This is a genomic window from Halorubrum sp. Atlit-28R, assembly GCF_003665955.1.
In the GTDB taxonomy this organism is placed as follows: domain Archaea; phylum Halobacteriota; class Halobacteria; order Halobacteriales; family Haloferacaceae; genus Halorubrum; species Halorubrum tropicale.
Map to the genome: position 1 here is coordinate 25,166 of NZ_QPLS01000013.1, position 20,909 is coordinate 46,074.

Sequence of the window (20,909 nt, forward strand, 5' to 3'; positions counted from 1 at the left end):
ATTTCGCGCGAGGATGGTAAAAGGGTTAACGGGGGAGGGCGTCTCGCGAGGTGAGCTTTCACCACGCATGTCTGACACCGATCTCGTAATCGTCGGCGGCGGGATAAGCGGGGCGTCGCTTCTGTACACGGTGGCGAAGTTCACCGACGTCGAGGACGTCACGCTGATCGAGAAGGAACGGGAGATCGCGGCGATCAACTCACACCGGACGAACAACTCCCAGACCCTCCACTTCGGGGACATCGAGACGAACTACACCCTGGAGAAGGCCGAGGAGGTCAAGGAGGGCGCCGAGCTGCTCGCGGGGTACCTCGAAGGGGCGGACCCCGACCGCGAGATGCACAGCAAGCGGAGCAAGATGGTCCTCGGCGTGGGCGACGAGGAGGTCGCCAAGCTGGAGGAGCGCTACCGCGAGGAGGGGTTCGGCGACCTGTTCCCGAAGCTCCGCGAGATCGGCCGCGAGGAGATCGCCGAGCTGGAGCCGAAAGTCATCGAGGGGCGCGACCCCGGTACCGAGCTGAAGGCGCTCCAGACGCCCGACGGCTACGTCGTCGACTACGGCGCGGTCGCCGAGTCGTTCGTCGAGGCCGCCCGCGAGGAGGACGGCGTCTCCGTCCACCTCGGGACGACCGTGACCGGCGTCGACGAGCGGGGCGACGGCTTCCGCGTCGACACCGACGACGGCGCGTTCGACGCCGAGGCGGTCGTCGTCGCCGCCGGCTCGCACAGCCTCCAGTTCGCCAAGGAGATGGGGTACGGCGAGGGGATGTCGCTTTTGCCCGTCGCGGGGAGCTTCTTCCTCGCCGACGACCTGCTGAACGGGAAGGTGTACACGCTCCAAATGAAGAAGCTCCCGTTCGCGGCGGTCCACGGCGACGCCGACGTCCACGACGGGAGCGTCACCCGGTTCGGCCCGACGGCGAAGCTCGTGCCCGCCTTGGAGCGCGGCCACCTCTCGACGGTGAGCGACTTCGTCGACGTGTTCGGGTTCAACCCCGACTCCGTGCTGAGCTACGTCAACATCCTCTCGGACAGGATCCTCTTCCCGTACGTCGTCCGCAACCTCGTGTACGACCTCCCCGGCGTCGGGAAGCGCGCGTTCCTGCCGAACGTCCGGAAGGTCGTGCCGAGCGTCGACGTCGACGACATCGACCGCGCGAAGGGGTACGGCGGCGTGCGCCCCCAGATCGTCGACACCGAGAGCAGGGAACTGGACATGGGCGAAGCGAAGATCGTCGAGGACGGCATCCTGTTCAACATCACGCCCTCCCCGGGCGCGTCGACCGCGCTGAAGAACGCGATGACCGACGTCGAGACCGTCCTCGGCTTCTTCGAGGGCGACTACGAGTTCGACGAGGCCGCCTTCCGCGACGCGACCATCGAGAACTTCCCGCGGGCCGACGGGGAGTCCGACGCCGAGGCCGACGACGCCGAGGGCCCCGTTCCCGCCGAAGCCGACGACTGATCCGACCGGCCCCCGATCCGAACCTTTCTCCGAACGATCGAACGCCGACTCACGCCGCCTCGTCCGCCGCGACCTCCCGCTCGAACGCCTCTCGGAGCACGCGGATCGCCCGCCGCTTCGTCCCGTCGGGGACGAAGACGAAGGGGATCGGCACGTCGAACGCTCTGTCGCCGTAGAGCCCCCAGTCCGCGACCGACCGCGTCGTGCCGCCGTACGCGATGGGGATGTCCTCCAGCTCGTCGGGGTCGTATGCGGGGACGTACGAGCGGTCGATCCACACCTCGTGGACCGGCACGTCGAGGGCGTCGGCGAGGAGCCGCTCCAAGCGGTCGTCGCCGGCCGTGAGCCACGCGGTGAACTCGTCGAGCGGGTCGCCGTCCACCGGGAGGTCGTCGCCGAGGTCGCCGCCGATCCGGTCGGCGAGCGCGATCCGGTGTTTCCAGCAGGTGGCGGGGAAGCGCCGCCCGCGGAAGCGGTCGTACATCGACGCGAGCGTCGAGTCGGGGTGCTCGCGGGCCGCGACCCGGAGCCGTTCGAGCACCGCGTTGTCGTCGAGTTCGCGGTCGATGATGCCGTCCACCGTCACGGGGCTCTCGCCGGTGACGCGCTCGTACTCGCCGAGCATCGCCTGGAGCAGCCGGTTCGCGTACACCGACTTGTGGTGCTGGGTGACCCACATGTACAGCGCGATCCGGCCTTCGAGGTAGTTGCCGATGGTCGACAGCGCCTTCTCCGAGAGGGCGAGGCCCGCTTCCGGGTGGGCGGTGTAGGCGTCGACCATGCGCTCGACGTCGAAGCTCAACACGCCCGCGCCGGTCATCTCGTTGTCGCGAGTGATGTAGTCCAGCCGGTCCACGTCGACGGGAGAGTGGAGCAGCTGCGCGCCGACCCCGTACTGCCACGGCTCGCCCCGCTCGTACGCGAGGCTGTACCCGAGGACGTACGCGCACACCTCGAATGGGTCCACGTCGAACGCGCGGAGGGCGTCGCCGTACTCCTCGACGATAACCACGCAGCCGAGCAGCTCGTGGGGGTTCGCCGAGCGGAGCGGCGCGCCGCCGACGCCGGCCCGGTCGAAGGCGTCGACGAGGCCGGTCTCCGCGACGCGCTCCCGGAGGACGCCCTCGTCGAGGAACCCCTCGGAGAGGTGCGAGAACGGCGGGTGCCCCACGTCGTGGAGCAGGCAGGCGCACGACAGTGTCCGCTGTATCTCCTCTAGCTCCTCAACGGCCGCGTCGCGGGTGAAGTACGACTGGCGGCGGAGGTTCTCGAAGACGGTCCGCCCGAGGTGGTAGACGCCGAGCGAGTGCTCGAACCGGGTGTGGTTCGCGCCCGGGTACACCAAGTGGGTCGCAGAGAGCTGGCGGACGTACCGCAGCCGCTGGAACGGTCGCGTGTCGACGACGCCCTCGACGAGCGCGTCCGGCAGCTCGATGTAGCCGTGGACGGAGTCTTTGATCTGCGTGGTGGGCATCGATTGTGGTCACCACACCCTCCTGCGCCGTGCCTCTTTCGGTCGCCGGTCGAGCGACGGCCGTCCGGCTCCCACCCTCGGAGAACGCCCCGAGTCACACGGCATAAATGCGAGCGCGCCGAGCCACGGGTATGGTATCGGACGCCGCCGACGGGACGGACGCGGGAGCGGGCGACGCCGGCGCGGCCGGCCCCTCGCTCGTCGACCGCTGGACCGCGCTCGACCGCGGCTGGCAGGCGCTCGCGCTGGGGCTCGGGATCGTCGCCGCGCACCTCGTCGGCCAGGCGCTGTGACGGGGGTCGTCGAGGCGGTCCGGGCGTACCTGCCCGGCCTCGCGCTACTCGCGGGGGGCGCGGTCGCGGCGACGCTCGTCGCGGACGCGGTGCCCGGCCTCCAGCCGCTCGTCGTCGCCGTCGCGCTCGGCGTCGGGGTCGGGAACACCGTCGGGATCCCCGCGGTCGCAGAGCCGGGCGTCGGCGTCGACAAGCTGTTCCTGGAGACCGGGATCGTGCTGCTCGGCGCCGCGGTCGCGGTCGAGGAGTTCCTGGCCGCCGGCCCGCGGGTCCTCGGCCTCGTGGTGGCGGTCGTCGCCGGCGGGCTCCTGTTCGCCGAGGCCGTCGCGCGCGGCCTCTTCCGGATCGGGTCGCCCACCTCGTCGCTCCTGGCCGCGGGCGCGAGCGTCTGCGGCGTCTCCGCGGTCGTCGCGATCGGGAGGGTGCTGGACGCGCGCGGCGCCGCGATCACCTTCGCGGCCGCGACGATCCTGCTGTTCGACGCCGCGACCCTCGTCGCGTTCCCGCTCGCGGGCGAGTGGCTCGGCCTCACGGGCCGACAGTTCGGCGTCTGGGCGGGGGTGAGCATGTTTTCGACCGGCCCCGTCGCGGCCGCGGGGTTCGCCTACTCCCCCGAGGCGGGCCAGTGGGCGACGGTGACGAAGCTGGCGCGGAACTCGCTGCTGGGCGGGGTCGCGGTCGCGTACTCGGTCGCGTACACGGCGCGCTCCGCGGCCGATCCGGGCGTGCGGCGGCTGTGGGCGGAGTTCCCGAAGTTCCTGCTCGGCTTCCTGATCGTCGCGGCGGTCGCAAACAGCGGGCTGCTCTCGCCGGCCGCGCTGGCGTCGATCGGGCGGGTCTCGGACGCGCTGTTCGCGCTGGCGTTCGTCGGCCTCGGGCTCTCGATCCGGATCGGCGACATGCGCGCGGTGGGCGCCGCGCCCGTGGGCGCGGTGCTGGTCCACCTGCTCGCCGTGAGCGCGGTCGCGCTCGCGGCGGTGCGCTGGCTGCTGTGAGCCGCGTCGACGGGCCGGCGTCGGACGGGTTCACGTCATATAAGTAGCGAGCGGGCGCACTCAGGGTATGGGCACCATCGGATTCATCGGCGGCAGCGGCATCTACGAGGCGCTCCCGCTCGACGACGTGCGCGAGGTCGAGTTCGACACGCCGTACGGCGAGCCGAGCGACGCGGTGACGATCGGCGAGTTCGGCGACACGGGCCGCGAGGTCGCGTTCCTCCCGCGTCACGGCTCGAACCACGGCGTCTCGCCGACCGACCTCCCGTACCGCGCCAACATGTACGCGCTGAAGCAGGCCGGCGTCACACACGTCTTCGCGTCCAACGCGGTCGGGAGCCTGAAAGAGGAGCTAGAGCCGGGGACGCTCGTCGTCCCGGACCAGATCTACGACCGGACGAAACACCGGGACCTCTCCTTCTACGGCGACGGCGTCGTCGTCCACCAGCCGTTCGCGGACCCGTACAGTCCAGAGCTCGTCGACCACCTCACCGAGGCCGCGGAGTCGGCCGCGCCGGAGGATACCGGCGTGGTGAAGGGCGGCACCTACGTCTGCATCGAGGGGCCGCAGTACTCGACGCGCGCGGAGTCGGAGTTCTACAAGTCGCAGGGGTGGGACCTCGTCGGCATGACCGCGATCCCGGAGGCGAAGCTGGCCCGGGAGGCCGAGATCGCGTACGCGACGATCGCCGGCGTCACCGACTACGACGTCTGGAAAGCGGACAGCGAGGTGACGCTCGAAGAGGTGCTCGAAAACGCCGAGAAGAATCAGAAAGCGATCAAGGCCGCCGTCGAGGAGGCGGTGCGGACGCTCCCCGAGGACCTGGAGTGCGAGGCGCACACCGCGCTCGAAGGCACTGTCAACACGCCGACAGAGGCGATCCCGGAGGAGACGACGGAGCGCGTGGAGCCGCTGCTGGGCGACTACCTGTAAGACACCGACCGCGGGGCGTGTAACACGCGTCGGTTCGGTCCCGGTCCGACCGAGTCAGTCCGCGATCGCTTCCGATTCGCCGGTCATCGCCGCCGGGTCCTTCACCCACAGGTCGCCGAACAGGTCGTCCTGCTGGAGCCGGACCGAGCCGCGGTGGGCCATGAACAGCAGCGCGAGGTACGTCATGAACGGGCGGCCGCCGGCGGTCTCGATCTCCGCGAACAGCACCTCCGTGCGCCCGCGGTCGAAGCGGGTGCGGAGGGCGTTGTCGATCTCCACGATGACCTCCTCGATGTCCTCGTCGTGGGTGCGGTCGGTCGCCTCTCCGGCAGTCGGCTCCCCGTCCTGTCGGAACTCGTCGTCCGCGTGGTAGTCGAGCGTCTGCGTGCCGCGGGCGTGGCCGTGCGGCGACTCCGAGGTGTCGTACTCGCGGGAGTCCTTCCACCAGGAGCCGCGCTCGGCCTCGCGGAGCTCGCGGACCAGCTCGTCGAGCGTCTCCGGCGAGCCCCGGGTGTTCTTGCGGTCGAGCCGGCGGTCGATCTCCGCTTCCAGCTTGTCGACCGGGTCGAACCCGTCCGCGGCCGGGTCGGGCGCGCCGCCCTCCATCGCGGCCTCCCACGGCTCCGGCTCGGGCTCCTCGTCCTCGTCGTCGTCCGCCAGCATGCCGTCGCTTTTCATGCGCAGCAGGACGCTGGCGTAGAACAGCGCCCGCCCCGTCGTCCGGAGGTCCGTCTCGTCGAGCTTCTCGAGAAAGGCGTCCGTCACCCGGACGATGTCGATGTCCCACGGCTCGATCTCGCCCTCCTCGGCCAGTTGGACGAGCAGCTCGACGGGCTCGACCTCGTCCTCGTCGGTCTCGTCCGGGGGCGAGATGTCGGTCACGTCCGACCCGGGGTCGGCCGCCGTCGACGCGGGTCGGTCCGCCGAGTCGGAACTGTCGGAGAACTCGGAACCGGCGTCCGACGCGGCCGCGTCGCCGCCCGGGGCGTCGTCGGCGAACGGGTCGGCGCCGTCGCGCTCGCTCGTCAGGTCGAGGTCGGGGACGCCGTCGTCAGTCATCCGCGCTCACCTCCTCCTCGTCCGCGTCGTCGCCGAACTGCATCCCGGTCACCGCCGAGAGGTTGTCGCCCTGCATCGTGACGCCGATGGCGCGGTCGGAGCGCTCCAACAGCGCCGAGCGGTGGCCGACGACGACGAACTGGGCGTCCTCGGCCAGCTCCTCGATCATCTCGCCGACGCGCTCGGCGTTGACCGCGTCGAGGAAGGCGTCGATCTCGTCGAGCGCGTAGAACGGCGCGGGGTTGTGCCGCTGGACGGCGAAGATGAAGGAGAGCGCGGTCAGCGACTTCTCGCCGCCGCTCATCGCGTCGAGCCGCTGGACCGGCTTGTCCGCGGGCTGGGCCTTCATCGTCAACCCCTCCTCGAAGGGGTCTTCGGGGTTCTCCAAGACGAGCTCGCCCGTCCCGGCCGAGAGCCGCGCGAAGATGTCCCGGAAGTGGTCGTTGATCGACTCGAACGTCTGCATGAACGTCTCCTTCTTGGCCGCCTCGTACCCCTCGATTCGCTCCTCGATGGCGTCGCGCTCCTCGACGAGCACGTCCCGGCGCTCCTGAAGTTCGTCGAGCGCCGCCTGGACCTCGTCGTACTCGTCTATCGCGAGCATGTTCACGGGCTCTAACGCCTCCATCTCCCTCTCGATCGCCTCGATCCGCGACTCCACCTCGTCGAGGTCGGGGATCTCGTCGGCGTCGTAGTCGCCGACCTGCGACTCCAGCTCGTCGATCTCCCACTCCAAGCGGTCGCGGCGGTCCGTGAGGTCCGACAGGTCCGACTCCGCTTCGGAGACGAGCGAGCGCTGTTCGTCTCGCTTCCGGGTCGCCTCGCGGATCTCCTCGCGGAGCTCCTCGCGCTCTTCTTTCAGCTCCGTGAGCTCCGCTTCGAGGTCGGCGATCGCCTCCTTCTTCTCGGCCAGCTCCGCCTCCTTCTCCTCGATGGCGGCCTCGTGGTCGGCGATCGCCTCCTCGGCCTCCGCCTTCGCGTTCTGCGCCTCCTCGACGTCGTCGTGGAGGTCGTCCAAGGCGTCCTCGGCGTACCCCTTCTCCAACTCCAGCTCGTTGATCCGCCCGTCGAGCGAGTCCATCCGGTCTTCGAGCTCGTCGATCTCCGCGCGGATCTCGTCGGCGCGCTCGGAGAGCTCCGGGATCTTCGAGTCGGCGAGCTCGGTCTCGATGTCGTCGATCTCGGCTTCGAGATCGTCGATCGCCGCGTCCGTCTCCGCGAGCTCCTCGTCTAACGCCGTCATCTGCTCGTCGACGGACTCGCGTTCCGCCTCCAACTCCTCGAGTTCGTCCTCCAACTCCTCGATCCGGGCTTCCGCCTCGGCGAGGTCGTCCTCGGCGCGCTCGACGTCGGCCTCCAGCGACCGGACGCGCTCGGCCGCGTCGGCCTTCCGGTCGCGCGCGTCCGCGATGTCGTCGTCGAGCGCGTCGATCTCCGACTGGACCGACTGCCGCTCGTCTTCGAGCTCGGATATCTCCGTCGCGAGCCGCTCAAGTTTGCCGCCGCCGGACTTCGTGAACGAGTAGCGGGAGCCGCCGCCGGAGCCGCCCGTCATCGCCCCCGACTTCTCGACGAGGTCGCCGTCGAGGGTGACCATCCGGTAGTCGCCCATCAGGTCGCGGGCGGTCGCCATGTCCTCGACGACGAGCGTCGAGCCGAGCACGTACGAGAAGATCGACTCGTACTCCGCGTCGTAGTCGACGAGGTTCCGCGCGAAGTCGACGACGCCCGGCACCGACGGCTTCCGCGGGAGGCTCCGGTCGTCCATCTTCGTGATCGGGAGGAACGTCGCCCGGCCCGCGTTGCGCCGTTTCAGGTAGTCGATACAGGTCGAGCCGACGCCGTCGTCGTCGACGACGACGTTCGCCAGCCGCCCGCCGGCGGCGGTCTCGCAGGCCTCGGCGTACTCGGCCGCGACCGAGCCGAGCTCGCCGACCGCGCCGTGGACGCCGTCGATGCCGCCGTTCTTCACCTCGGTGACCGCCCGCGGCCAGGAGGCGTCGCCGCGCTCGTCGGCGGCCGCCTCCAGCTTGGCGTACTCGTTCTGCTTCTCCCGGAGGGTGTCTTCGATCTCCCCCAGTCGCTCCTCCGTCTCGGCCTTCTCGGCGAACAGGTCCGCGACCGCGTCCTCGATGGTCGCCTCGTTCTTCTCGGCCTTGTCGAGCTCGCCTTTCAGCTCGGAGATCCGCGCCTTGTGCTCCGGGATCGACTCGCGGGCGTCCTCCAGCTCCTCGCGCGCCTCGCTCACCGCGTTCGAGCGGCGGCGGGCCTCGTCGAGCAGCCGGTCCTTCTCGCGTTGCGTCTCGTTTTTCTCCTCGCGGAGCGACTCGACCGCCTCCTTCTTCTCCGCCAGCTCGGCCTTCAGCTCGTCGAACTCCGTGTCGGCGCCCTCGATCTCGGCCTCGACGTCCGCGAGCTCGGACCGCTTCGTCGCCAGCTCCGACTTCACCGACGCCTTCTCCACCTTCGTCTCGCGGATCTCCGCGTCGAGCTCCTCGATCTTCTCCTCTTTCCGGTCGATCTGGACGAACGCCTGCCGGCGGTCGTTCTCCGCCGACTCCGCGCGCGACTCGGCCGACTCGATCCGGTCTTCCAGCCGCGAGACCTCGCCTTTGATCTCTTCGATCTCCGAGCGGATCTCGATCTGTTCCTCCTCGCCCTTCGTCTCGATCTCGTGGTTGAGGTCCGCGAGGTCCTCTTCGAGGCGGGTGAGCTTCCCCTGCCTGGCGTCGAGCTCCTCGCGGAGCTCGGCGAGGTCGGCCTCCGCCGCGTCGATGTCGCCCTCCACGTCCGCGAGCGCCTCGCGCTTCTCTTCGAGCTCCGAGGCCTTCCGGAACCCGCGGTACTCCGCTAACTCGTCGCGGAGCTCCTGGTACTGGAGGGCGGTCTCGCGCTCGTCGGCGAGCTGGTCGAGCCGGTCCTCCTTCTCGCCGATGCGGAGGTCGGCCTCGCCGATCCGGTCCTCGACCGTGTCCAGCTCCTCGTAGGCGGCCTCCTTCTTCTCGTCGAACTCCGCGACGCCCGCGATCTCGTCGACGATCCCCCGCCGCTGGTAGGGAGTCATGTTGATGATCTCGGTGACGTCGCCCTGCATCACCACGTTGTACCCCTCCGGCGTCACGCCCGCGCTCGCGAGCAGGTCCTGGACGTCCGAGAGGTTCACCGACCGCCCGTTGAGGTAGTAGTACGAGTAGTAGTTGTCCTCGGTCTCCTTCACGCGGCGCTTGATCGTGATCTCGGAGACGTCGCCGACGTTCTCCGTGCCGGCCGCGGAGACGACCTGCGAGCGGTCGAGGGTGCCGTCCTCGTTGGAGAGCACGACCGTGACGGAGGCCTCGTTCGGGCCGTCCGCGGCCTCGCCGTCGTCGTGGCCGGGGTTGTAGATGAGGTCGGTGAGCTTCTTGGCGCGGATCCCGCGGGTGCGGGCGAGGCCGAGCGCGAACAGCACGCCGTCGATGATGTTCGACTTCCCGGAGCCGTTCGGCCCGGTGACGACGGTGAAGTCCTCGTAGAAAGGGATCCGCGTCGTACGCCCGAAGCTCTTGAACCCGTCCAGAACGACTTCAGTGATGTGCATGGGGTCGGAGGCGACCGCTTACGCGACGATGATGTCGTCGCCTTCGCTCGACTCGCCCTCGTCGTCCTCGGCGCTCTCCTCGGCGTCGGGGGTCGTCGCCGACTGCTCGGGGACGATGACGTCGTCTCCCTCGGCCGCGTCGGCGGGGGCCGCCTCGTCCGCGCCGTCGGACGACTCCTCGACGGACTCGAAGACGTCGACGTGGTCGTCGGAGTGCGTCGTCCGCTCGCCGCCGGCCCCGGCCCGCCCGGCGTCGTCGGCAGCGGGCTCGTCGTCCGTCGCGTCGCCGGCCGCGCTCGCCTCGGAGCCGGCCGCCGCGCCCGCGGCGTCGGCCTCGACCGCGACCGACCGATCGTCTTCCAGCTGTCGGACGCGCTCTTTCATCTCGACGAGCTCCTCGGTGAGCCCGTTGACCGCCGCCTGTAGCTCCGCGACCTGCCGTTCGAGGTCCTCGACGCGGTTACTCATATACACACGCATGCTCGCGCGACGCGTATAAATCTGCGTCAGACACACGTGTGACCAAACTACACGATTCGGCGGGCGGTCGCTCGATTCGGCCGGCGAGCGGCGAACGTTTCGACGCCGTGAAACGTGTCAGACGCCGGGGGAAGATACTTGTACTGACCGAGGATACACGTTCGGTATGAGCAAGATCACCTTCCGGGCGGACGACGACCTCGTCGACCGGCTGGAAGCGTGTGACGCCTCCAAGAGCGAGGTGATGCGGGAGGCGCTCCGGACCCACCTCGACGGGACGGGAGACGAGCCCGACGCGTCGGACGCGTCGGCCGGGAGCGTCGACGACGCCCTCGCGGACCGCGTCGACGACCTGATCGCGGAGCGGCTCGACGCCGCGCTCGACGGTGCCGCGGCACCGGCGTACGCGGCCGGAACGCCGGGCGACATCAACGTAAACGTCACCCTCGACGCGCCGGGGACCGAGTCCGACGACCGGGACGACGACGTGCGTGTAACCCGTGAGACGGCCGGCGACGCGGAGCCGGCGGCGCGTAAGACGGACCCGGGCGCGAAGACGCGCGAGAACGCCTGCGGCGGCTGCGGAGATATCGTCCCGTCCGAACACGTGTACTGCCCGAACTGCGGCGAAAAGCAGTCGCACAGGGCCTTCTGCGAGTGCGGCGACGAGCTCCGGACCGACTGGGCGTTCTGCCCCGGGTGCGGGCGTCGGACGCCGGCGGCGGACGTGTTGAACGATCAGTAGCCGGCGTAAGACCTCGCGCATACGCTGAGGCCCGTTCACCGGCAGTTTGTCTTACAACCTCCGATAGTTTTATAATGGTAGACTCGGAGATACGAGTTGCGTAAGACGGTCGTCTTACAGTGTCCGTCCGGTCGGGGTGATACCCCGGTTTCGGGCGGTCTCGCGCTGTAAGACACACGCGTCGCGTGGTCGCCGTCTTACCGGGGGAATACCAATGGAGCGTGTGACACTACGAATCCCGAAACAGCAGATCGACGAGGTCGAACAGATGGTGGAGACGGGCGAGTTCCCGAACCGGAGCGAGGCGATCCGGTCGGCCGTCCGCGACATGTTGAACGAACAGGACGGCGAGCGCGACGAGCGCGGCCGCAACCGCAGCTGGGCGAAGGTGTAGACTGATGCAAGATCTCGTTCAGGACGCCCTCGACAACGCGGAAGCGGAGAAGCGCGACATGGACGTCGACATGGACGACGACGAGTTCGGTGACCCCCGAATCGTCATCGTCGGTGCCGGCGGCGCCGGGAACAACACGGTCAACCGACTGTACAACATCGGCGTCGACGGCGCCGACACCGTCGCCATCAACACGGACAAACAGCACCTCAAGATGATCGAGGCCGACACCAAGATCCTCGTGGGCAAGTCGCTCACGCAGGGGCTCGGCGCCGGCGGCGACCCCAAGATGGGCGAGCGCGCCACCGAGATGGCCCAGGGCACGATCAAAGAGGTGCTCGGCGACGCGGACCTCGTCTTCGTCACCGCCGGCATGGGCGGCGGCACGGGCACCGGCGCGGCGCCGGTGGTCTCGAAGATCGCCAAAGAGCAGGGCGCCATCGTCGTCGGGATGGTCTCGACGCCGTTCAATGTCGAGCGCGCCCGCACGGTGAAGGCCGAGGAGGGCCTCGAAGACCTCCGCAACGAGGCCGACTCGATCATCGTCCTCGACAACAACCGCCTGCTCGACTACGTTCCGAACCTGCCGATCGGGAAGGCGTTCTCCGTGATGGACCAGATCATCGCGGAGACGGTGAAGGGGATCTCGGAGACGATCACCCAGCCGAGCCTCATCAACCTCGACTACGCGGACATGTCGACGATCATGAACCAGGGCGGCGTGGCGGTCATGCTCGTCGGCGAGACGCAGGACAAGAACAAGACCCAAGAGGTGGTCAACGACGCGATGAACCACCCGCTCTTGGACGTCGACTACCGCGGCGCCTCGGGCGGGCTCGTCCACATCACGGGCGGCCCCGACCTCACGCTGAAGGAGGCCGAGGGGATCGCGAACAACATCACCGAGCGGCTGGAGGCGAGCGCCAACGTGATCTGGGGCGCCCGCATCCAGGAGGAGTACAAGGGCAAGGTGCGCGTCATGGCGATCATGACGGGCGTCCAGAGCGCGCAGGTGCTCGGTCCCTCCACTCAGAAGCAGGCGGACAAGTCCCGCGCGGCCGTCAACGGCGAGGAACTCGGCGACTCGCGCTCGCGCGCCGCCGAGGCGAACGGAAGCCCGAGCGCCGCGGGCGACAGGGGCGAAGCGGCGGTCTCCGGCGGCACCGACCGCGGCGCGTGGGAGTCCGACGGCGGCAGCGACCCCATCGAGAAGAACAACGGCCTCGACGTCATCCGCTGAGCCGCACCCCGGAGGACAGACGGCTAACCGCTTTTTTTGACTCGGTTCGGCGAAGAGGCGTCCGGTCAGACCGCTTCGAGCGACTCCAGCAGCCGGCACTTCCGACAGACGCTGCGGCTCGTCTGCGAGCCGCAGCGCTCGCACTCGCCGAGGTCGGGGTTCTCGCCGTCGCCGTCCCCGTCGCGGTAGGCGTCGGCCGCGAGCGCGGACAGCTCCTCGTAGCCGGCCATGATCGAGTGGCGCGCGCCGGGGTGGTTCTCCTCTAACGCGTGGATCGTCGACTGGATCTCGCCGCGGTACGCCTCCTCGGCGTGGGGGCACTCGGCCATGTGGGTCGGGAGGTCGCGGACGTGGCAGTACAGAGCGATCTCCTTCTCCGGCACGTCGCGGAGGGGCTTGGCGCGCGGGACGAAGGCGTCGGTCTCGGCGCGCTCGTCGAAGGGGCCGAGCGAGGCGTCGAAGTGCTTCGCGACCTGTCGCACGTCGCCCTCGAGGAAGTTCATCATCGCCGTCTGCGCCTCGTCGTCGAGGTTGTGACCGGTGAGCAGCTTGTCGGCGTCGAACTCGGCGGCGTACGTTTCGAGGAGGTCGCGGCGGAACACGCCGCAGTACGCGCAGGCCGCCATGTTCTCCGGGTCGTCCTCGACCACGTCGTCCATCCGCACGTCGAACTCCTCCTCGTACGACACCAGCTCGTGGCGCATCGAGAGGTCGTCGGCCAATTCGACGCAGGCGTCGACGCTCGCGTCGCGGTACCCCTCGATGCCCTCGTGGATCGTCAGGGCGAGCATCTCCACGCGAGGGTCCTTCCCGAACACGTCGTCGAGGATCTGGGTCAGGGCGACGCTGTCTTTCCCGCCGGAGAGGCCGATCACCCAGCGGTCGGGGTCGTCGGGCGTCGCGTCCGGGTCGAGGAGACCGTCCTCGCGGACCCGACGCTTCACGCGCTTCTCGACCGACAGCCGGAGGTGCTCGCCGCAGAGGTGCGCCCCGGAGTAGGCGGCGTGGTGGATCGCGTCGGCTCCGCACTTGTCGCACTCCATCGGTGTCCGGTTGCGCTCGCGCGGGGATACCCGTTTCGGGCCGCCTACGCGAGGCGGGCCGCGGAACCGGGACGGACCGAGGGCGAGCGCTCGCGGGCACGCGCGATGAGACCCGCGTAAACGAGCGGTAAACGTCGACAACCCCGGGCGCGTTGTCGCCCGTTCCGACACCGGTTTGTCGCCGGCCCGTCGCGGATCGCCGTGAGCGATTCCCCGACCGGCGTCGACCGCGACCCCGACCCGCGACCCTTACGCGAGGACCCCCCGGCGGAGAGCCGTCGGACGCGGCTCTGGCGCCTCGGGTTCAACCTCATGCCCGCGTACCGGGGGACGGGCGCCCGCGTGGACCACATCGCTGCCGACTGGCGCTACGTCCGGATCCGCGTCCCGCTCAACTGGCGCACCCGGAACGCGGTCGGGACGGTCTTCGGCGGCAGCATCTACGGCGCGATCGACCCGGTGTACATGATGATGCTGCGGCGAGTCCTCGGCGACCGCTTCACGGTCTGGGACAAGTCGGCCGCGCTGGAGTTCATCGAGCCCGGCCGCGACACGCTGTACGCGGAGTTCGACCTCCCCACCCGGGAGACGGAGGCGATCCGCGAGGCGCTCGGGCCGGGCGAGTCGACCGACCGCGAGTACCTCGTCTCGCTCGTCGACGAGGAGGGAGAGGTCCACGCGGCCTGCGAGAAGACGCTGTACGTGCGCCGCGACGAGTAGCCGACCGGGACCGTCGCCGGGCTACGCCGTCGCGCCGGCGACGAGCGCTTCCTCGACCGTCTCGACGAACCGGTCCGGGTGTTCGACGTGCGGGAGCAGCCGCGCGCGGTCGAAGACGACGAGGCGGGCGTCGGCCGCGTCGGCGAGCTCGCGGCCCTCGGTGAGCGGGCTGACCGTCGCCTCGCGCCCCCAGACGATCGTCGGCGGCACGTCGAGGTCGGCGAGCGCGGCCGCGAGGTCGACCTCGCTGCTGAGCGTCCCCGAGACGAACGACGCGGGCGCGAACCGGGCGTTCTCGACGTGGGTGGTCCGCCACTCGTAGTCGGTCCACTCGGCGCTCGGGTTCGCGGGGTCGTCGTAGCCGTGGTCGGCGTTGAAGTAGCGGATCGACGGCTTCGCCGTGATGGCGTTGAACAGCGCCCGTCCGACGAGGGGGGCGCGGAGCAGTTCGCGGAGCCACCCCTTCGCCGGGCTCGGGCCCGCGGTCGCCGTCGGACAGACGGCGACGAAGCCGCGCAGCTCGACGCCGTCCTCGCCGTCGCCGTCGGTCGCCGCGACCGCGTACGCGGCCGACAGCGAGGAGGCGACCACCGCGGGCTCGTCGAACGCGGCGAGAAAGTCGTGGACGAAGTCCTCGTACAGCGCCGCGGAGTAGCGGAGCGGCGGGCGGTCGGACCGACCGTACCCGGGGAAGTCGGGCGCGATAACGTGGTAGTCGGCGGCGAGGTCGCCGAACACCGCGCGCCACTCGCCGGATGAGCCGGCGGCGTTGATCCCGTGGAGCAGGACGAGGTCCGGGTCGTCCGGGTCGCCCGCCTCGGTGTACGCGACGTCCATCCCGCGCCAGCGGAAGACGCCGTCGTCGCCGTCGAGCGGGGACTCTAGGTCGCCCTCGTAGCGGAGGCCGGTGTTGAGCGCGGCGAGCGCGCCGACGCCGAGGACGGCGCTGCCGAGGAGGTTCCTGAGCTTCATGGAATACTGTTGGTTCGCTGGCGACTTATACTCGTGGGACGCGGCCCGGCGGACCGCGGCCGCGACGGCGGGGCGTCGCAGTCAGTCGTCGCGGTCCCGGTCGGCCGCCTCCTCGACGCAGTCGGCGATCGGTCCGACGATCGCCTCCGCGACCGCGTACGGGTCGGTCTCGCGGTCGCGGACCCGCTCCGCGAGGCGGTCGATCCCGCCGTGCCGCTCGATCTCGGCGGTCGCGAGCCCCCCCACGTCCGCCCGCACGAGCGTGCGGACCTCCGCGGCGTACCGCCGGCGCTCGGTCGCCTCGATCTCGCCGGACTCGCGGAGGTACGCCGCGTGCGCGTCGAACGCCTCGATCAGCGCCTCGACCCCTTCGCCGGTGTTCGCGACGGTCTCTAACACGTCCGGCGTCCACGACTCGTCGCCCCCCGAGTCGTCCGCGTCGGGCTCGTCGCTCCCGGAACCGCCCGACCGGGCGCCGTCGCGCTGTCCCGCGGCGCCGCCGGTCGAGGCCATCGAGGCCGCGCCGTGGTGGCCGGCGTCGCGGGCCGTCGTCGTCCCCTCGCGGCGGTGGACCATCTCCTCCAGCTCGGCGACGGTCCGCTGGGCGCCGTCCATGTCGGCCTTGTTCACGACGAACACGTCGCCGATCTCTAAGATGCCGGCCTTCAGCGTCTGGACGTCGTCGCCGGAGCCGGGCTGGACCAGGACGGCGACCGTGTCGGCGGTCCGGACCACGTCGACCTCGTTCTGCCCGGCGCCGACGGTCTCTAAGACGACCACGTCCTTCCCGAAGGCGTCGAGCGCCTTCACGGCGTCCGCGGTCGCGGTCGAGAGGCCGCCGAGCTGGCCGCGGGCGCTCATCGAGCGGAAGAACACGTCCATGTCGCCGACGTTCGACCCCATCCGGATCCGGTCGCCGAGGACGGCCCCGCCGGTGTACGGCGAGGAGGGGTCGACCGCGATCACGCCGACCGTGTCGCCGCGGTCGCGGTAGGCGGCCGCCAGCTTGTCGACGAGGGTCGACTTCCCGGCGCCCGGCGAGCCGGTGACCCCGATCACGTCCGCCCCGCCGGTGTGCTCGTGGAGCGCGGAGACGATCGCCCGGTACCCGGGCGTTCGGTTCTCGATCTTGGTGATGACCCGGGCGAGCGCGCGGTGGCTCCCCGAGAGGAGGTCCTCGACGAGCGCGGCGTCCGCGTCGGTGAGCGACGGCGCGTCCGCGAACGCCGGTGCGTCCGGCCCGGCCATCTACGCGCGCTCCGGGACGTTGCTCCGGATGAACTCGATCGTCTCCTCCATCGGGGTCCCGGGTCCGAACACCTCGGCGACGCCCAGTTCCTTCAGGTCGTCCTCGTCCTCGTCCGGGATGATCCCGCCGACGAGGACGAGGGTGTCGTCGAACGCGTCGTACTGCTTCAGTCCCTCGATCACCTTCGGGACCAGCGTGTTGTGCGCGCCGGAGAGGATCGAGATCCCGAGGACGTCGACGTCCTCTTGGACCGCCGCCTGGACGATGTCCTCCGGCGCCCGGTGGAGCCCGGAGTAGACGACCTCGAAGCCGGCGTCGCGGAACGCCCGCGCGATGACGTGTGCGCCCCGGTCGTGACCGTCGAGCCCGACCTTCGCGACCAGACACCGCACCGCACGTTCCTGCTGTTCGGCGCTCATGTCCCACACTGGGTCGCGTGCGGGTTTGATTCTAACGGACGATTGGGAAGGTTCCGGCGCCGAGGTGGCCCCGGTCGAGTCACCGACCGGTCACCCGACGATCGTCCGGAGCGTCGACTCGGTCAGGAGCGTGGTGACGCCGACCGCCTCGGTCGTCATCCACGCGAGGAAGATCAGGTACATCGCGAGGAACACGTACCCCTCCTCGGTGGTGATCTCGAAGTCCGTCGCGGCCATCACCACGACGACGAGGGTGGTGTAAAACAGGAACAGCATGAGCGGGACGGACGTGAGGAACCCGATCGAGACGCCGCCGGCGAGGACGACGCCGATCGGCAGCGCGGCGACGAGGTTGAACGTGTTCGTCCCGAAGACGTTGGCGACCGCGGCGCGCTTGTCGCCGGCCTGCCCCATCTTCACGCCGACGAGGAGGTCGGGGAACGAACTCATCACCGACAGCACGGTGACGGACATCAGGAACGGGGGCGCGTCGAGCGCGTCGGAGACCTCGAGCGTCATCCCGATCATCGACTCGACGCCGACGAGCACGACGGCAAGCCCGGCCGCGAACAGGCCGAGCTGCTTCGGAACGTTCGTCGACTCGGTCCGCTCCATGTCCGACGCGCCGCTCTTGCCCCCGACGAGCAGGATCACGTACACGCCGTACAACACTAACAGTCCGACGCCCATCTGCGGGGTGATCCGGGCGAGTTCCCGTCCGTCGGTGCCGAGGACGCCCAAGGCGATCACGCCGAAGAGCGCGAGGACGGCGACCATGTAGAAGATGGCGTCGCGGTAGACGATCCCCTGCGTCGTCGTCGTGTCGCCGCTCGTGATCGCGACGGCGGCCGGGATGACCAAGATGTTGAACACCGCCGTCCCGATGAGCGCCCCGGCGCCGACGCCGAACTCGCCGAGGACCAGCACCGAGATGACGATGATCGCGAGCTCGGGGAACGAGGTCGCGGCCGCGACGATCAGCCCGCCCTGGATCGCCTGCGAGACGCCGTAGTGGTCGCTGATCTTCGAGGTCGTCGACTCGACGACGTTCGCGCCCTTCCAGGTCAGCAGGAACCCGACGAGACCGATCGGGACCCAGACGAACAGCGACTGGTCGCCGATGAGCTCCCCGAGTAGCGTCACGGATACACTCTGTTCGCGGACCCGATTAGTGGTTCCGGAAGCGACCGGGGGAGGAGGGCCGGCGGCGCGCTCGGAGCCGTCGCGTCTCGAAACCGTCGAATTCGGGACGTAATTTTAAGTACCCGTACCGGGAGAACCCGGACGAATGCCGCCATCCACGACCGACGGGCCGCCGGCGCCGACAACCTCCCACGAGGAGGCGTGGGTGGCTCACGCCGCGCTGATAGAGGCCGCGCGGAACGCGACCGACGACGAGCCGTATCACCGCCCGATCGAGTCGATAGAGCGCGGCGCGCCCCTCGACGACGAGGGCGTCGCGCTCCTCAGGGACGCGCTCGTCGACTACCTCGGCGACGCGCCGGTCCGCGACCGCGCCCCCGGGCGCGCCCTGTTACGCCGCACCGACGACGCGACCGGCGCGCGGTCGCCGCGGGCCTGAGCCGCCGCGGAGAGGGCGCCGTTCGAGGCCTCACGACCCCGTTTCCACCGCCTCGATCAGCAGCTCCGCGACGTCGACGATCTCCACGTCGTCCTCGAAGTTCCCCGTCTTCCGCCCGTCCTCGAACATCGTCGTACACATCGGGCAGGCGACGACGAACTTCTCTATCGCCGCCCCCGCGTCGGTGTCCTCGACCGCCTCCCGGAGGCGCTCCTCGCTCGGCTTGACTTCCTCGTCGTGTTCGGTCCAGAGGCCGCCGCCGCCGCCGCCACAGCAGAACGAGTCGTCCCGCGAGCGGGGCATCTCGTAGAGGTCGGCGCCGGTCGCCCTGATGAGTTCCCGAGGCGCCTCGTACTCGTCGTTGTACCGGCCGAGGTGGCAGGGGTCGTGATAGGTGACGGTGTAGTCTAACTCGTCGCCGGCGAGGTCGAGCCGACCGTCCGCGACTAACTCCTCGACCACCTGCGTCCAGTGGAACACGTCGACCGCGCCGTCCGCGTTCCACGGCTCCTCGCGGTCGAACGGCATCATCGGGTCGTCCGCGAACTCCGCGAAGTCGACCTCGGGATACTCGTTTTTGATGGTGTTGTACGAGTGCGGGTCGGTACAGACGATGTTCTCGAACTCGCAGTCAGCGAACGTCTCGACGTGGTGACCGGCGAGTTCGAGGTAGAGGAACTCCTCGCCGATCCGCCGGATGTCGTTGCCGTCCGTCTTCTCGTCGTCGAACAGGATGCCGAACGACACGTCGGCCTCGTCGAAGAGACGCGCGAGCGCGCGGGCGACCTTCTTGTTCCGGTCGTCGAAGCTCGGGTAGTCGCCGACGTACCAGAGGTACTCGACCTCGGTCTCGCGGGCGTCGGGCACGTCGACGGCGTCGTCGAGGTCGTCGGTCCAGTCGCCGCGGGCCGACTGCGACTCGCCGAAGGTGTTCCCCTTCCCCATCACGTCCTGGAACACGTCCTGGAGGTTCGAGTCGACCGCGCCCTCGTCGACGAGCTGGCGGTTCATCTTCGTGAAGGAGGTGAGGTGTTCGATGTCGACGGGGCAGGCGTCCATACACGCCATACAGGACATACACGACTCCATCGACTCGGCGTCGATGACGCCGCCCTCGTCGGCGACGATGGGGACGGTCCCCCCGTCAGAGGCGGCGGTCCCGCCGTCGGTCGCCACCGGCCCGTCCCCGCGCCCGGCCACCGGGTCGTCGCTCACCGACTCGCGGTACGACTTCAGGTCGAGGATGACGTTCCGCGGGTCGAGGTTCCGCCCGACGGTGTCGGCGGGGCAGGCGTCTGTACACCGCCCGCACTTGGTACAGGCGTCGCCGTCGAGCAGCTCCTTCCACGTGAAGTCCTCTAACGACTCGGCGTTGGTGTGATCGAGGTCCGCGGGGACGTTCGGGAGCCGCGCGCCCGCCTTCTCGTCGCGGGCGACGACGTTCGCGAACGAGGAGATCATGTGGAACGGCTTCGCGTAGGGGATCCACGCGACGAACGCGAACGCGAGCAGCGAGTGGCTCCACCAGAGGGCGCCGTATATCGCCTCCGCGCCCGCGGCCGTGAGCCCGGCCGCCTCCAGCCCGGTCGCGAGCGCCATCCCGACGAAGCTCACGGTCTCGGTCGCCCGCTGCGGCTGGCCGACCATGCTCACGCCCTCGACGAGGAAGCCGCCGACGCCGAGGAGGAGCAGCGTCCAGACGAACGCGTCGTCTTCGAGGGAGGTGTGTTTGCCCCACAGCCGGCCCTCGCGCTGCCGGTAGCGGCGGTACGCGGCCATGCCGACGCCGACGACGAACAGCAGGCCGAACGCGTCGACGGCGAACTGGTATGCGAGGTAGAAGTCGCCGACCCAGAACGACTCGCCGGTGAGCGGGCGGTAGAGGTCGATGTCGATGCCGAGGATCGTCGTCGCGACGAGTAAGACGAGGAACCCCCACAGCACGAACGTGTGCATCACGCCGGTGTACAGGTCCCCGTCGAACTGGTTCTCGTTCGCGAGGACGGTCTTCGTCGCGGCGGCGACCCGGCCGGGCAGGTCCGACAGCCGGTCCCGCGGGTCGGCGCTACCGCGCGCGTACGCCGCGAACCGCGCGTACACGCCGTACAGAAAGACGAGGACCGCGACGGCGGCGAGCCAGTAGAACGCCGCCTTCCCCACCGGACCGATCGTCCAGAAGGTCTCTCGGGTGGCCGCCTGTAGGGGAGTCATGATCGATCACCGGGATACCGTGAGGTTAAAACTTGCCACAACCGGGCGGCCGTCGCT

The 20,909-nt window shown here is 69.7% G+C and carries 19 protein-coding genes; 9 read left to right on the plus strand and 10 right to left on the minus strand.

All coding sequences use genetic code 11. The features are described from left to right. Window positions 1–67: 67 nt before the first annotated feature. Window positions 68–1,465: an FAD-dependent oxidoreductase gene (locus tag DVK06_RS15330; RefSeq protein ID WP_121600935.1), complete on the plus strand. Its 1,398-nt coding sequence runs from the start codon at window positions 68–70 to the stop codon at window positions 1,463–1,465. A 49-nt stretch (window positions 1,466–1,514) separates the two neighbouring features. On the opposite strand, the gene DVK06_RS15335 is transcribed toward DVK06_RS15330, so the two are convergent. Next, a complete protein-coding gene (locus DVK06_RS15335; RefSeq protein WP_121600936.1) occupies window positions 1,515–2,939 on the minus strand; it encodes an HD domain-containing protein in 1,425 nt (474 codons plus the stop codon). A 131-nt stretch (window positions 2,940–3,070) separates the two neighbouring features. Between DVK06_RS15335 and DVK06_RS19080 the strand changes: the two genes are divergently transcribed. From DVK06_RS19080 to mtnP, 3 genes are all read left to right on the plus strand, one after another. Next, complete coding sequence (locus tag DVK06_RS19080; protein WP_199241335.1) at window positions 3,071–3,232, plus strand: hypothetical protein; 162 nt, start codon at window positions 3,071–3,073, stop codon at window positions 3,230–3,232. Further along, the gene (locus tag DVK06_RS15340) at window positions 3,229–4,227 is read left to right on the plus strand and encodes a YeiH family protein (RefSeq protein ID WP_053771795.1); all 999 of its coding nucleotides are present in this window, start codon (window positions 3,229–3,231) and stop codon (window positions 4,225–4,227) included. Before DVK06_RS19080 ends, DVK06_RS15340 begins: the two co-directional genes overlap by 4 nt. Before the next feature lie 67 nt (window positions 4,228–4,294). Beyond that, the gene (gene mtnP / locus DVK06_RS15345; protein WP_121600937.1) at window positions 4,295–5,161 is read left to right on the plus strand and encodes an S-methyl-5'-thioadenosine phosphorylase; all 867 of its coding nucleotides are present in this window, start codon (window positions 4,295–4,297) and stop codon (window positions 5,159–5,161) included. Window positions 5,162–5,215: 54 nt separating this feature from the next. Here the strand turns inward: mtnP and DVK06_RS15350 are convergent, their stop codons facing one another. From DVK06_RS15350 to DVK06_RS15360, 3 genes are read right to left on the minus strand one after another with little or no spacing between them, the layout of a single operon-like run. Beyond that, window positions 5,216–6,220 carry a ScpA family protein gene (locus DVK06_RS15350; RefSeq protein ID WP_121600938.1) on the minus strand — a complete coding sequence of 335 codons (1,005 nt, stop codon included), beginning with the start codon at window positions 6,218–6,220 and terminating at the stop codon, window positions 5,216–5,218. Further along, window positions 6,213–9,797 (minus strand): chromosome segregation protein SMC, encoded by a 3,585-nt coding sequence (gene smc, locus DVK06_RS15355; protein WP_121600939.1) that lies wholly within the window; start codon window positions 9,795–9,797, stop codon window positions 6,213–6,215. The genes DVK06_RS15350 and smc overlap by 8 nt, the downstream gene beginning before the upstream one ends. Before the next feature lie 18 nt (window positions 9,798–9,815). Then, the gene (locus tag DVK06_RS15360) at window positions 9,816–10,265 is read right to left on the minus strand and encodes a bZIP transcription factor (RefSeq protein WP_121600940.1); all 450 of its coding nucleotides are present in this window, start codon (window positions 10,263–10,265) and stop codon (window positions 9,816–9,818) included. Window positions 10,266–10,443: 178 nt separating this feature from the next. Here DVK06_RS15360 and DVK06_RS15365 point away from each other — a divergent pair, with 178 nt between their 5' ends. The 3 genes from DVK06_RS15365 (at window position 10,444) to ftsZ (ending at window position 12,656) form a co-directional block, all read left to right on the plus strand. Beyond that, on the plus strand, window positions 10,444–11,022 hold the full coding sequence (locus DVK06_RS15365; protein ID WP_121600941.1) for a zinc ribbon domain-containing protein: 579 nt from the start codon (window positions 10,444–10,446) through the stop codon (window positions 11,020–11,022). Window positions 11,023–11,236: 214 nt separating this feature from the next. Beyond that, window positions 11,237–11,416, plus strand: a complete 180-nt coding sequence (locus tag DVK06_RS15370; protein ID WP_006111915.1) for a ribbon-helix-helix domain-containing protein — start codon at window positions 11,237–11,239, stop codon at window positions 11,414–11,416. 4 nt (window positions 11,417–11,420) lie between these two features. Further along, entirely contained in the window at window positions 11,421–12,656 is a 1,236-nt protein-coding gene (gene ftsZ / locus DVK06_RS15375; RefSeq protein ID WP_053771802.1) for a cell division protein FtsZ, read from the plus strand. A gap of 65 nt (window positions 12,657–12,721) precedes the next feature. On the opposite strand, the gene DVK06_RS15380 is transcribed toward ftsZ, so the two are convergent. Then, a complete protein-coding gene (locus DVK06_RS15380) occupies window positions 12,722–13,699 on the minus strand; it encodes a TIGR00269 family protein (protein ID WP_121600942.1) in 978 nt (325 codons plus the stop codon). Between the two features lie 201 nt (window positions 13,700–13,900). Between DVK06_RS15380 and DVK06_RS15385 the strand changes: the two genes are divergently transcribed. Further along, the gene (locus DVK06_RS15385; RefSeq protein WP_121600943.1) at window positions 13,901–14,419 is read left to right on the plus strand and encodes a DUF4442 domain-containing protein; all 519 of its coding nucleotides are present in this window, start codon (window positions 13,901–13,903) and stop codon (window positions 14,417–14,419) included. A gap of 21 nt (window positions 14,420–14,440) precedes the next feature. Here DVK06_RS15385 and DVK06_RS15390 read toward each other — a convergent pair whose 3' ends face one another. From DVK06_RS15390 to DVK06_RS15405, 4 genes are all read right to left on the minus strand, one after another. Further along, the gene (locus tag DVK06_RS15390; RefSeq protein WP_121600944.1) at window positions 14,441–15,391 is read right to left on the minus strand and encodes an alpha/beta fold hydrolase; all 951 of its coding nucleotides are present in this window, start codon (window positions 15,389–15,391) and stop codon (window positions 14,441–14,443) included. Between the two features lie 81 nt (window positions 15,392–15,472). Beyond that, window positions 15,473–16,639 (minus strand): methylmalonyl Co-A mutase-associated GTPase MeaB, encoded by a 1,167-nt coding sequence (gene meaB, locus DVK06_RS15395; RefSeq protein ID WP_121600945.1) that lies wholly within the window; start codon window positions 16,637–16,639, stop codon window positions 15,473–15,475. Further along, window positions 16,640–17,059 carry a cobalamin B12-binding domain-containing protein gene (locus DVK06_RS15400; protein ID WP_121600946.1) on the minus strand — a complete coding sequence of 140 codons (420 nt, stop codon included), beginning with the start codon at window positions 17,057–17,059 and terminating at the stop codon, window positions 16,640–16,642. It abuts the gene before it with no gap. A gap of 90 nt (window positions 17,060–17,149) precedes the next feature. After that, window positions 17,150–18,202, minus strand: coding sequence for a sodium:calcium antiporter (locus tag DVK06_RS15405; RefSeq protein WP_121600947.1), 1,053 nt, complete (start codon window positions 18,200–18,202; stop codon window positions 17,150–17,152). A gap of 145 nt (window positions 18,203–18,347) precedes the next feature. On the opposite strand from DVK06_RS15405, the gene DVK06_RS15410 reads away from it, so the two are divergent. Beyond that, window positions 18,348–18,641: a hypothetical protein gene (locus tag DVK06_RS15410; RefSeq protein WP_121600948.1), complete on the plus strand. Its 294-nt coding sequence runs from the start codon at window positions 18,348–18,350 to the stop codon at window positions 18,639–18,641. A 30-nt stretch (window positions 18,642–18,671) separates the two neighbouring features. Here the strand turns inward: DVK06_RS15410 and DVK06_RS15415 are convergent, their stop codons facing one another. Next, on the minus strand, window positions 18,672–20,852 hold the full coding sequence (locus tag DVK06_RS15415; protein ID WP_121600949.1) for a (Fe-S)-binding protein: 2,181 nt from the start codon (window positions 20,850–20,852) through the stop codon (window positions 18,672–18,674). Window positions 20,853–20,909: the final 57 nt, after the last annotated feature.

Excerpts from the sequence above, each read along its gene's own strand:
- DVK06_RS15330 (WP_121600935.1), top strand. The coding sequence starts at position 68 with ATGTCTGACACCGATCTCGTAATCGTCGGCGGCGGGATAAGCGGGGCG.
- DVK06_RS15335 (WP_121600936.1), bottom strand. The coding sequence starts at position 2,939 with ATGCCCACCACGCAGATCAAAGACTCCGTCCACGGCTACATCGAGCTG.
- DVK06_RS19080 (WP_199241335.1), top strand. The coding sequence starts at position 3,071 with ATGGTATCGGACGCCGCCGACGGGACGGACGCGGGAGCGGGCGACGCC.
- mtnP (WP_121600937.1), top strand. The coding sequence starts at position 4,295 with ATGGGCACCATCGGATTCATCGGCGGCAGCGGCATCTACGAGGCGCTC.
- DVK06_RS15350 (WP_121600938.1), bottom strand. The coding sequence starts at position 6,220 with ATGACTGACGACGGCGTCCCCGACCTCGACCTGACGAGCGAGCGCGAC.
- smc (WP_121600939.1), bottom strand. The coding sequence starts at position 9,797 with ATGCACATCACTGAAGTCGTTCTGGACGGGTTCAAGAGCTTCGGGCGT.
- DVK06_RS15360 (WP_121600940.1), bottom strand. The coding sequence starts at position 10,265 with ATGAGTAACCGCGTCGAGGACCTCGAACGGCAGGTCGCGGAGCTACAG.
- DVK06_RS15365 (WP_121600941.1), top strand. The coding sequence starts at position 10,444 with ATGAGCAAGATCACCTTCCGGGCGGACGACGACCTCGTCGACCGGCTG.
- DVK06_RS15370 (WP_006111915.1), top strand. The coding sequence starts at position 11,237 with ATGGAGCGTGTGACACTACGAATCCCGAAACAGCAGATCGACGAGGTC.
- ftsZ (WP_053771802.1), top strand. The coding sequence starts at position 11,421 with ATGCAAGATCTCGTTCAGGACGCCCTCGACAACGCGGAAGCGGAGAAG.
- DVK06_RS15380 (WP_121600942.1), bottom strand. The coding sequence starts at position 13,699 with ATGGAGTGCGACAAGTGCGGAGCCGACGCGATCCACCACGCCGCCTAC.
- DVK06_RS15390 (WP_121600944.1), bottom strand. The coding sequence starts at position 15,391 with ATGAAGCTCAGGAACCTCCTCGGCAGCGCCGTCCTCGGCGTCGGCGCG.
- meaB (WP_121600945.1), bottom strand. The coding sequence starts at position 16,639 with ATGGCCGGGCCGGACGCACCGGCGTTCGCGGACGCGCCGTCGCTCACC.
- DVK06_RS15400 (WP_121600946.1), bottom strand. The coding sequence starts at position 17,059 with ATGAGCGCCGAACAGCAGGAACGTGCGGTGCGGTGTCTGGTCGCGAAG.
- DVK06_RS15410 (WP_121600948.1), top strand. The coding sequence starts at position 18,348 with ATGCCGCCATCCACGACCGACGGGCCGCCGGCGCCGACAACCTCCCAC.
- DVK06_RS15415 (WP_121600949.1), bottom strand. The coding sequence starts at position 20,852 with ATGACTCCCCTACAGGCGGCCACCCGAGAGACCTTCTGGACGATCGGT.